The sequence below is a fragment of the Burkholderia sp. 9779_493 genome, from assembly GCF_015712215.1.
GTDB classification, from domain to species: domain Bacteria; phylum Pseudomonadota; class Gammaproteobacteria; order Burkholderiales; family Burkholderiaceae; genus Burkholderia; species Burkholderia cenocepacia.
Window position 1 is genome coordinate 215,601 of record NZ_JACCQA010000010.1, and the last position, 11,067, is coordinate 226,667.

Annotated in this window: 9 protein-coding genes; 1 reads left to right on the forward strand and 8 read right to left on the reverse strand. The window is 67.6% G+C overall.

Going from position 1 to position 11,067, the window contains the following annotated elements; all coding sequences use genetic code 11:
- Positions 1–162 precede the first annotated feature (162 nt).
- The 7 genes from H0X95_RS13130 to H0X95_RS13160 are packed head-to-tail and all read right to left on the reverse strand — an operon-like array spanning position 163 to position 7,380.
- A complete protein-coding gene (locus H0X95_RS13130) occupies positions 163–1,227 on the reverse strand; it encodes a 2-aminoethylphosphonate aminotransferase (RefSeq protein ID WP_048985784.1) in 1,065 nt (354 codons plus the stop codon).
- Complete coding sequence (gene aepY / locus H0X95_RS13135) at positions 1,227–2,408, reverse strand: phosphonopyruvate decarboxylase (protein WP_006484696.1); 1,182 nt, start codon at positions 2,406–2,408, stop codon at positions 1,227–1,229. Before aepY ends, H0X95_RS13130 begins: the two co-directional genes overlap by 1 nt.
- Positions 2,405–4,093: a phosphoenolpyruvate mutase gene (gene aepX, locus H0X95_RS13140; protein WP_006484687.1), complete on the reverse strand. Its 1,689-nt coding sequence runs from the start codon at positions 4,091–4,093 to the stop codon at positions 2,405–2,407. The genes aepY and aepX overlap by 4 nt, the downstream gene beginning before the upstream one ends.
- On the reverse strand, positions 4,090–4,857 hold the full coding sequence (locus H0X95_RS13145) for a phosphocholine cytidylyltransferase family protein (RefSeq protein ID WP_006492690.1): 768 nt from the start codon (positions 4,855–4,857) through the stop codon (positions 4,090–4,092). Before H0X95_RS13145 ends, aepX begins: the two co-directional genes overlap by 4 nt.
- A gap of 35 nt (positions 4,858–4,892) precedes the next feature.
- Entirely contained in the window at positions 4,893–5,894 is a 1,002-nt protein-coding gene (locus H0X95_RS13150; RefSeq protein WP_006484682.1) for an HpnL family protein, read from the reverse strand.
- Complete coding sequence (locus H0X95_RS13155) at positions 5,891–6,700, reverse strand: HalD/BesD family halogenase (RefSeq protein ID WP_058902992.1); 810 nt, start codon at positions 6,698–6,700, stop codon at positions 5,891–5,893. Before H0X95_RS13155 ends, H0X95_RS13150 begins: the two co-directional genes overlap by 4 nt.
- Positions 6,697–7,380, reverse strand: coding sequence for a CDP-alcohol phosphatidyltransferase family protein (locus H0X95_RS13160; protein WP_058902993.1), 684 nt, complete (start codon positions 7,378–7,380; stop codon positions 6,697–6,699). The genes H0X95_RS13155 and H0X95_RS13160 overlap by 4 nt, the downstream gene beginning before the upstream one ends.
- Before the next feature lie 650 nt (positions 7,381–8,030).
- Between H0X95_RS13160 and H0X95_RS13165 the strand changes: the two genes are divergently transcribed.
- Positions 8,031–9,545: an acetyl-CoA hydrolase/transferase family protein gene (locus H0X95_RS13165; protein WP_006495070.1), complete on the forward strand. Its 1,515-nt coding sequence runs from the start codon at positions 8,031–8,033 to the stop codon at positions 9,543–9,545.
- Positions 9,546–9,575: 30 nt separating this feature from the next.
- On the opposite strand, the gene H0X95_RS13170 is transcribed toward H0X95_RS13165, so the two are convergent.
- Positions 9,576–11,067: DHA2 family efflux MFS transporter permease subunit (locus H0X95_RS13170; protein WP_230878199.1), on the reverse strand; the 1,492-nt coding region annotated here is incomplete at its 5' end.

Consider the following 11,067-nt stretch of genomic DNA (forward strand, 5'->3'; position numbering starts at 1 on the left):
GCGATCAGATTTGGAAAAACCGATTGTCTGGGAATGACGCGGCCATGTCGAGTGACTGAAATGCGCGAATGCCGACAACGTGTCCCATGTTTCCCCAAATTTGCAAATAACAATAAAAAAGGCCCTTGCGGGCCTTTTCGTAGACGAAGGTGCGGACAACGCTCACCGCGTCAGCGCCGTAAACCCTTCCAGCAACCGCTCGACATCGGCCGCCTGAATCGCGCCCATCGTCGAGATCCGGAACAGTTCCTTCGACAGCCCGCCTTGCCCCGCGTAAATCACGAAGCCGCGCGCCTTCAACCCGTCGTGCAGCGTCTCGTACGTGACACCCTGCGGCAACCGATACGCACGCAGCACGACCGACGACGCACCTTCCGGCAGCACCAGCGGCATCCCGCGCGCAGCAAGCCCTGCCTGCGCCTGATCGGCAAGCGCCTTGTAATGCGCATGCCGGGCACGCCAGCCGCCAGCCTCGTCAAACTCGCGCAACGCCTCGACGAGCGCGTAATACGCATGCACGGAAGGCGTAAACGGCGTATTGCGCTGATCCTGCAGCTTCGCGAGCCGACCGAGATCGAGGTAGTAAGTCCGGCTTGCGGCCTTCGTGAGCGCACTGCGGCGCACGATCACGAACGCCGCACCCGGCACGCCGTGCAGGCATTTGTTCGCGGTCGCGGCAACCGCATCGATGACGCCGCCGGCGAAGTCGATCGCTTCCGCGCCGAAGCTGCTGACGCCGTCCACGAGCATCTTCACGCCGCGCGCACGGCACACTTCTGCAATCGCGCCGAGATCGTTCAGCCGGCCCGTCGTCGTTTCATGATGGATCACCGCGACGTGCGAATACCCGCCCGCATCGAGCTTCGCCCCGATCTGCGCGAGATCGGGCGCCTGCATCCATTCATGCTTCAACACGTCATGCGCGATGCCGTACTGCGTCGCGATCTGCGTGATCCGCTCGCCGTACACGCCGTTCTCGATCACGAGCAGCTTGCCGTCCTGCGGCACGAGCGCCGCGATCATGCTCTCGACGGCGGCCGTGCCCGAGCCCGTCATCAGTACGGCCGCCCATTCGGCCGGATCGAGTTCGTACGCGGCGACGAGGCGCGTGCGCGCTTCATCCTGCAGGTCGAAGAATTCGCTTTCGCGGTGGCACAGATCGGGTTGCAGCAGGCTGCGGCGCACGCGTTCGGTGAGCGTGACCGGGCCGGGGTTCAGCAGCAGCATCAATGGGCTCCTTCAACGTGGGCTTCGGTCTGCGCGGCGCCGATGTGCCGCATCAGACGGGTCTTGACCTCGACCGGCGTGACGGTCGGGCGGGGCAGGCCGTCGGGCACGCCCGTGCGGATCGCCACGCGGACGAATTGCGCACCGTCACTCGTTGCGGCGAGCGTCGCATCGAGCACGTCGAGCGTATCGCCTTCGACCGCCGACGCGTAGCCGCAGGCGGCCGCGACGCCGGCGAACGACACATGTTGCGACACCGTCGCCTGGCCGCCCGTCGATTCGTGCGCGCCGTTGTCGAGCAGCACGTGCGTGAGGTTGGCCGGGCCGTAGGTGCCGAGCGTCGCGAACACGCCCATCCGCATCAGCGCGGCGCCGTCGCCGTCGACGGCCACCACGCGCAGGTCGGGGCGCGCGAGCGCGAGGCCGAGCGCGAGCGGCGTCACGCAGCCCATCGAGCCGACCATGTACAGCTGGTTCGGGCGATCGTCGAGCGCATAGAGCTCGCGACCGCAGAAACCGGTCGACGCGAGCACGACGGTCGAATCGACCGGCGTATGCGCGATCACGCGCTGCAGCGCGTCGTGACGGGTCGGCCACGCGTCGGTCGATGCGGCGCGCGACGCCGATTGCGCGGCGACGTGCGCACGCGGCTTCGCGGCCGGGTTCGCCTTCAGTTCATACGGCGCAACGCTGCCTTTCTGCATCACGAGCGCGTACGGGCGGCCCGTCGCGTCCATGTGCGCGATCGCGCGGTCGAGTGCCGGGCCGACCTGTTCGGGGTCGGTCGGGAACGTCTCCCACGGGATCTCCATCGTGTCGAGCATCGCGGGCGTGATCGGTCCCATCAGTGCGTGCTGCGGCTCGTCGGCCACGCCCGGCTGGCCGCGCCACGTGACGATCAGCAGTTGCGGCAGGCGGAACGTCCAGGTCAGCGACGTGAGCGGGCTTACCGCGTTGCCGAGCCCCGAGTTCTGCATCATCGCGATTCCGCGCTTGCCGCCGAGCGTTGCACCCGCGATCAGCGCGACCGCGTCGCCTTCGTTGGCGGCCGATACGTAGTGCAGCGTCGGGTCCTGCAACACGTAATTGATGAACGGCGTCAGGTACGAGCAGGGTACGCCCGCGTACCAGTCGAAGCCGCGTTCGCGCGCGGCCTCGACGAACTGGGCCGCTTCGATCATTGCGCGCCCCCGTTGCCGGCGCCCGGCTCGGACAGCGGCGTCTGGCCGTGTGCGAAGTCGCCCGCGCGGCGGAAGTCTTCCAGATCGTTGACGCCGCGCCAGTGGCCGTGCACGTACTGCACCTCGATCTTCTCGCCCGCGGCGACCAGCTCGTTGAGCAGCGACGGGATGTCGAGCGTGTCGAAATCAGGGCGCGCCTGCAGCGTCGCGAGCATCGCCTTCAGCCGGTCGACGCCGGCGCCGCGCACGTTCAGCAGGCCGATCCAGCGGCCGTGCGGGGTGCCCGCGGCGACGTCGCTCGATACGCGTTGCAGGTAGGTCTTCTGGCCGAACAGGCCGCGATCGTCGGCCGCCGAGCAGAGGGCGAAGTCGCGCACGCTCTGGTTCGTCGACTCGGTGAGCGACGAATCGACCACGACGCTGAATTCGGCTTCGCTTTCCGCGAGGTCGCGCACGATGTAGCTGCGGAACAGCAGGTCGCCGTACGAGATCACGGTGTCGCCGGTCAGGCGTTCGGCCGCGCACGCGAGCGACGCGAGCTCGCCCGTCTGCGCATGGCGCTCGTTGACGACGAGCTTGATGCCCGACGTGTCGATCGCGTCGGCGCGATAGCCGCCGACCACGGTGATGTCGTTCACGCCATGCGTCTTGAAGCCGTCGACGAGCCAGCGCAAGAGCGGCTTGCCGGCGACCGGCAGCATGACCTTCGGCTTGTCTTCGGTCACGGCTTCCAGGCCCTTGCCGCGGCTCGCGGCGAGCACGATCGCCGCGTTCGACGCACGCGACGACGACGACAGGTAGATGCGCTCGGCCGCCGAGTATTCGTCGGCGTCCTGCAGGCGGAAGATCTCGTTGACCGATGCGACGCGGTCTTCGACGTTGATCAGCGTTTCGCTTTCGTGGATCTCGCGCGCGGTCGCCTGCATTGCGGAGGCCGACGCGCGGATCAGGTGGTTCGCCCAGATCACGGTGCTGATGCCGGCCTGGCGGAACACGTCGGTCGGCGTGCTGTAGTACTTGGTCGGCACGATCACGAGCGGCGCCTTGCCGCTCCATTCGCGCGCGAACTGCAGGATCTCGTCGGGGCGCGACAGCTTGCTGTGGATCAGGATCGCATCGGCGCCGGCTTCCGCGTACGCGTTCGCGCGGCGCAGCGCCTCGTCCATCCCCCAGCCGGCGATCAGCGCTTCGACACGCGCGACGATCGAGAAGTCGGGATCGGTCTGCGAATCCTTGCCGGCCTTGATCTTGCCGCAGAATTCGTCGATTTCCGCAAGCGGCTGGCGCTCGCCACCGATGAAGCTGTTCGTCTTCGGGAACTGCTTGTCCTCGATGCAGACGCCGGCGATGCCGCGCTGTTCGAGCTTCTTCACGAGGCGGCGCACGTTGTTGAAGTTGCCGTAGCCGGTGTCGCCGTCGAGCAGGATCGGCAGGTCGCTCGCGTCGGCCATGAACTCGAGCACGTCGACGACCTGGGTCCAGCTCGCTTCGTTGTTGTCGCGCACGCCGAATTGCGCGGAGATCGCGAGGCCCGACGCCCAGATCCCCTTGAAGCCGGCCTCGCGGACGATCCGCGCGGACAGGCCATTGTGCGCTTCCATCAGGAATTCGAGGTCGCTGCTGACGAGCATGCGGCGCAGGCGCGCGCTGCGCGATTCGGTGAAGTTGGGTTCGCGTGCGTTCATCGTGCGGCTCCTGCGGTGGTGCGTTGAATCAGGGGAAGGATGTCTTGCGTCGCGCGGGCGACGTCGTTCGGGAAGTCGATCTCGATCCACGGCGAACCGGTGACGTCGGCGACGTCGAACGAATGGCCGCCTTCGAGCAGCAGGTCGCGTACGGCTTCCTCGTGCGGCATGTTCGCGCGGCCGCTGTCGACGTAGCCCGCGACGATCGTCGCGAGGCGGCGCGCGGTGCCTTCGGTGAAGCGGAAGAAGCCGACCGATTCGCCGATCGTGTCGTAGTCGAGATCGACCGCGAGCTGCTTGCGCAGCTCGACCGGCACGCCGTTCTTCAGGCACAGCTTGACGGGCTCGTCGCCGGCCTCGAAGTCGCGGTCGATCAGCAGGCGGTCGACCGCCTGGTCGGCATCGGCCACCAGCGCGTGCAGGATGTTCTCGTCGTACAGCACGTCCGCGTCCATCAGCAGCACGTCGCCGCCGCGCGTCATCGCATCGGCGACGGTATGCACGGTCAGCACGCTGCCGAGGTCGTAGCGCTCGTTGATCACGATTTCGGCCTGGCGGCCGAGACGCTTCAGTTCCTGCTCGACCTTCTCGTGCTGAAAGCCGAGCCCGAGCACGATCTCGTCGACGCCCGCGGCGTCGAGCACGCGCAGATGGCGCTCGAGCAGCGACACGTCGTCGAAGCGCAGCAGGCACTTCGGGAACTGCGCTTCGGGCGGTTGTTGCAGGCGCAAGCCGAGGCCTGCCGCAAGAATGATGGCTCGCATGGGTTCTCCAACCAAAAAGCCGGCGATCTGAACGATCAGTCGGCGAGCGGCTGCGGCGCACGGCGCCGCTGCCAGTTTCTTTCACTGAAATGCAGATAGAGCAGGCCGGGCAGGCCGAGCGCGAGTTCGCGCGCGCGCTTCGCGAGCGACAGCGCAAGCGCCGCGTCGGGCGGCAAGCCGACCAGCGGCGCGAGCAGCAGGTAGCCGCCTTCCTGCGCACCGAGCGAGCCCGGGATCGCGAAGGCCGCGCCGCGGATCGCCTGGCCGACGCTTTCCAGCAGCAGCGCGTCGAGCCAGCTCACCGGATGCCCGAGGAAGTGCAGCGCGAGCCACACTTCCGCGGTGCCGACGATCCAGCCGACGAGACTCAATGCGAAGGTCTTCGCGACTTTCGCGCGATCGCGGTACAGCGCACCGACCGCGTCGTCGATCGCGTCGGCCCGCGTGGCGAGCGACGACCAGTCGCGCGGGCCGAGCAGTTTCGACGCGAGGCGCAGGCCGCGGCCGAACAGCCCGCGCCGCTGCGCCAGATAGAACATCACCGCGAGCGCGCCGAGCACGCCGGTGGCGATCAGCGCGGGCGTACGCAGGTGCGCGACCGATTCGTGCGTTGCATACAGGCTGAACGCGGCGATCCCGATCAGCGCGAACGCCATCTGCGCGAGCGCCTGCATCGTCGTGCCGACGGTCACGGCGGCGGCCGCGTCGGCCATCCGCGTGCCGCGCTGCGCGAGGTGGCGCACCATCAGCACGGGGCCGCCGATCTGCCCGGCAGGCAGCAGGCTGTTCACCGATTCGCCGACCCAGCGCGCGCGCAGCGCGTTGCCGAGTTCGGCGCCCGGCTGCCCGCGGCGGAACATCACGGAGATCGCGAACGCATCGATCACGAGCGGTACGACGTGGAACGCCGCGACGAGCGCGAGGCCCCAGCCGGCCGCGAGGAACGTGGACGCGACCGCGCCGACGCCCTGCCAGGCCAGGAGTGCGATGAAGAGTGCGGTCCCGAGGGACAGCAGGATGAGGCCGGCGCGTGTCATGACCCGGTCGTGCGTCGCGTCGCCAGTTGCTTGAACACCTGGCGGAAACCGAAATACGCGATCGCATCCTTCATGTTCGAGATGAAGCGCTTCCACGGCCGCATGCCCGGGTTCGTCACGTATTCGAACGTGAGCGACACGCGCATTTCGTTCTGGCCGAGCGGCGTGATGCGGTGGCGCAGCTTGTCGCCGTCGAACAGCACGATGCCGCCGTCGGCGATCTGCACGGAGCCCGGTTCGTCGGCGACGTCCGGGTTGCGCGTATGCAGCTCGTAGTCGAGCCGGCACGACGATTCGTCGATCACGCCGATCAGCAGCGTGTAGCGCCGGCCGTCGTAGTACGACGTGTCGTAGTGCCAGCCGATGTGGTCGCCGGGCTTCGTGTAGTAATACAGCGCGTACGCGTGCGGATCGTCGTCCGGCGACAGCATCAGCTTGTCGCCGGTGATCTTCTCGAGGAAGGAGATGAGTGCCTTCGAGCGATACAGCTCGGCGATGTACGGCGCCTGCTCGTCGATCGTATGGCGGCTCACGCTGCCGCCCTGCTTGTGGCCGGGCAGGTAATTGCGGTTCAGGCCGGCCTGCATCGCGCGGGCGGCGTCCGCCAGCTTCGCGTGCGCGTCGGGCGGCAGGAAGGCGTCGAGGTAGAGGAACGAGCCCTGGCGCGTGTAGTCGCCGCGCAGGCGGTCGAGGTCGAGCTGGCCGACACAGTCGGCCACGGTGCGATCGGGATCGGCCGCGGCCGCGCGCACGGGCGCGGGGCGTGCCGGGCTCAGCACGGTATCGTCGCGCGTGCTAGAAGTCATTTGGAAGCCTGGATTTCAGAGGGGTTCTGCGGAACAGTGCTGCCGCGGCGCACGATGCGCCACCAGTCGATCACGACCCATGCGGCGAACAGCGGGGCGCCGATCGATGCGGCGAGCAGGAACGGCTCGACGCCGTCGACGAGCGTCACGATCGGCAGCAGGTACAGCACGTCTTCGGTCTCGAAGCCGCCGGCGAACGCCTGCTTGGTGCCGGCCTTGCCGGCGATCGATTCGATCCGCATGCGCAGGAAGAAAATCAGCGCGACGGCCGCGCCGGCCACCGCACCGAGCAGCACCGGCGACGCGGCCATCTGGCCGCCCTGGGCGACGATGCCGACCCCCATGCTGACGAACAGCGCGACCGTGACGAGCGCATCGGCCGCCAGGTCGTAAAAATGACCGATCTTGCTGGATTTGCCGCTGATGCGCGCGAGCTCGCCATCGGTGTGGTCGACGAAGTTCGACAACACGATCAGGAACGCGCCTGCATTGCTCCAGCCGAAGCCGCCGTGCGCGAGGCACCAGGCGCCGGCGAGGCCGATCAGCAGACGAAGGGTGGTGAGGTGATTCGGGGTGACCGGCGTATCGACGAGCGGTCGGACGAGCGAGCGCGCGAGCCGCGCATCCCAGGTGCGTGGCAGCGGTGGCTCGGGGCGTGTGGCGGTTTTTCTTTGGTCCATCGGCGAAATATATACGGAATTGTAATTTGTTGCTTTTTATTCGATCAATGTCCTGACATGCGGGAGTGTTACGGCGTCTTGCGCGCATCGGCCGGTTCAAAAACGCACGTGCGAGCGGGGCGGCCGACGGGGTGGCCGGACTCGTCTTCCAGTGTGGTCCGCATCGCGCGACTGTCAAGGCCGGACGGGCCTTGCAGGGCGGCGAGGCGGTGTTTTTCACATCGGCTGGCGGGCGGCGCGCAGCATATGCGACCTTGATCTCGGTCAGGCCCGGAAAAGCCGCATCGGGCGACAATCGGCCGCGCCGGGCAGGTATCGGCCATTACCGAGCCACAGGTCGTCAATGTCGACGGAAATCCGTCGATTGAAGCGCGCGGCGCGATGATCGGGAGCCCGCGATTCGCGTCGATGCTTTCGCGCACCTTTCGCGTGCACGCGGCGCGGGCGAATCGCCTGTCACAGAACGGTCGTTCGATACCCGGCAAATCCGGCAAGGATCTTTTGCATCCAGCGGACATTTCGCGGCGATGGCCTCTGCGATACTCCGACCGTGCCTGTGGTGCCGGCCGCCCCTGGCGGCCCCAAGGGCTTCATGTCGCTCAGGAGACACCCCCCGCGACGTCAACAGATCAAAGCGTCAGAAACCAGCCATGTCTTCATCACGCATCCTCGCTCCCGCCCTGCGTTCGCTCGTCCGCACCGCCGACGAAGCCGCCGCGCTGATCCGTCCCGGCATGACCGTCGCCATGAGCGGCTTCACCGGGTCGGGCTATCCGAAGGCCGTGCCGGCCGCGCTTGCCGCCCACATCGATGCGGCGCACGCGCGCGGCGAGGACTTCCGGATCAACGTGCTGACGGGCGCGTCGACCGCCCCGGAACTCGACGGCGCGCTCGCCCGCACCGACGGCATCTCGATGCGGCTGCCGTACCAGTCCGACCCGACGTTGCGCGACAAGATCAACGGCGGCGAAGTCGATTACCAGGACGTCCACCTGAGCCACGTCGCGCAATATGCATGGTTCGGGCTGTACGGCGATCTCGACGTCGCGATCGTCGAAGTCGCGGGCATCCGCGAGGACGGCCTGCTGATCCCGTCCGCGTCGATCGGCAACAACAAGACCTGGCTCGAGCGCGCGAAGCACGTGATCCTCGAAGTGAACGCGCGCCAGCCGCTCGGCCTCGACGGGATGCACGACATTTATTACGGCACCGCGCTGCCGCCGCATCGCAAGCCGATTCCGCTGACGAAGAGCGACGACCGGATCGGCGAGCCGTACCTGCGCTGCCCAGCCGACAAGATCGTCGCGATCGTCGAGACCGACGCGCCCGATCGCAGCAATGCATTCACCGCGCCGGATGCGACGTCCAAGCAGATCGCGCTGCAACTGATCGACTTCCTGCGTCACGAAGTGAAGCGCGGCCGCCTGCCGGAAAACCTGCTGCCGCTGCAGTCGGGCGTCGGCAACATCACGAACGCGGTGCTCGCGGAACTCAGCTCGGCCGGTTTCTCGAACCTGACGGCCTACACCGAGGTGATCCAGGACGGCATGCTCGACCTGCTCGACGACGGCACGCTGAGCTTCGCGTCGGCCACCGCGCTGTCGCTGAGCCCGGCCGCCGTGCAGCGTTTCGCCGACGAGATCGCGACGTTCCGCGAGAAGATCGTGCTGCGTCCGCAGGAGATCAGCAACCATCCGGAGCTCGTGCGCCGCCTCGGCTGCATCGCGATGAACGGGATGATCGAGGCCGACATCTACGGCAACGTGAACTCGACGCACGTGATGGGCACGAAGATCCAGAACGGCATCGGCGGCTCGGGCGACTTCGCGCGCAACGGCTACCTGTCGTGCTTCATGTCGGCGAGTACCGCGAAGGGCGGGGCGATCTCGCGGATCGTGCCGATGGCGAGCCACGTCGACCATACCGAGCACGACGTCGCGGTCGTCGTCACCGAGCAGGGGCTGGCCGACCTGCGCGGCCTGTCGCCGAAGCAGCGCGCGCGCAAGATCATCGCGACCTGCGCGCACCCCGACTACCGTCCGATGCTCGAGGACTACTTCGAGCGCGCGTCGCGCGACAGCTTCGGCAAGCACACGCCGCATCTGCTCGCCGAGGCGCTGTCGTGGCACGAGCGCTACGTGCGCACCGGGACGATGAAGGCCTGACGCGGCTGCGGACGGGCGCATGCGCGCCCGTCAGTCCATCGCCGCGTGCGCGACGTCGACGCTCGCCGTTTTCTGCGGCGGGCGGATCAGCAGCAACAGCGGAATCATCAGCAGCGTCGCGACGAACATCAGCTTGAAGTCGTTCAGGTACGCGATCATCGTCGCCTGCTGGTTGATCGTGCGGTCGAGCAGCGCGAGATCGACGCGGCTGCCGGCGATCGCCTGCACGGCCGGGTTGAACGGCGTGACGTGGGTCGCGAGGTCGGCATGCGCGACCTGCGTGTTGCGCGTCATCAGCGTCTGCACGATCGAGATGCCGATACTGCTGCCGATGTTGCGCATCAGGCTGTAGGTGGCCGTGCCGTCCGCGCGCAGCTCGGGCGGCAGCGTCGAGAACGACAGCGCGCTCAGCGGCACGAACACGAGCCCCAGGCCGAAGCCCTGGATCACGCCGGGCCACACGATGTCCGCTTCGGACAGCACGACCGTGTACTGCATCATCTGCCACAGCGCGAGCGCGGAAATCGACAGCCCCGCGAGCAGCAGCATCCGCGCATCCACGTATTTCAGCAGCCGGCCGACGAACAGCATCGCGATCATCGTGCCGGCGCCGCTCGGCGCGGTGACGAGGCCCGTCGTCGCGACCGGGTAGCCCATCAGGTTCTGCAGCATCGGCGGCAGCAGCGCGCGCGTCGCGTACAGCACCGCGCCGACCACGAAGATGAACAGCGTGCCCGTCGCGAAATTCGGGTCGCGCAGCAGTTCCGACTTGAAGAACGACGCCTTGCCGACGGTCGCCGTATGCGCGAGGAAGAACGCGAAGCCGAGCGCCGCGACGAGCGCCTCGATGCGGATCTCGTACGAACCGAACCAGTCGAGCTGTTCGCCGCGGTCGAGCATCGCCTGGAACGCACCGATTGCGAGCGCGAGCGTCGCGAAGCCGAATGCGTCGAATTTCACGTGCGGACGCGGCGCGCGCGCCGGCAGGAAGGTCATCACGCCGGCGAGCGCGAACGCGCCGATCGGCACGTTGATGAAGAACACCCAGCGCCAGTTGTAGCTGTCGGTGAGCCAGCCGCCGAGCGTCGGGCCGAGGATCGGGCCGACCATCACGCCCATTCCCCAGATCGCCATCGCCTGGCCCTGTTTCTCGCGCGGGTTGATGTCGAGCAGGATCGATTGCGACAGCGGCACCAGCGCCGCGCCGAACACGCCCTGCAGCAGCCGCGCGCCGACGATCTGCACGAGCGTCTCCGACAGCCCGCACAGCGCCGACGCCACCGTGAAGCCCGCGATCGACACGATCAGCAGCCGCTTCACGCTCAGCCGGTCGGACAGCCAGCCGGTGAGCGGCGTCGCGATCGCCGCGGCGACGATGTAGGAGGTCAGCACCCACGTGATTTCGTCCTGCGACGCGGACAGCGTGCCCTGCATGTGCGGCAGCGCGACGTTCGCGATCGTGCTGTCGAGGGTCTGGATCAGCGTGGCGAGCATGATCGACAGGGTCAGCATCGGCCGGTTC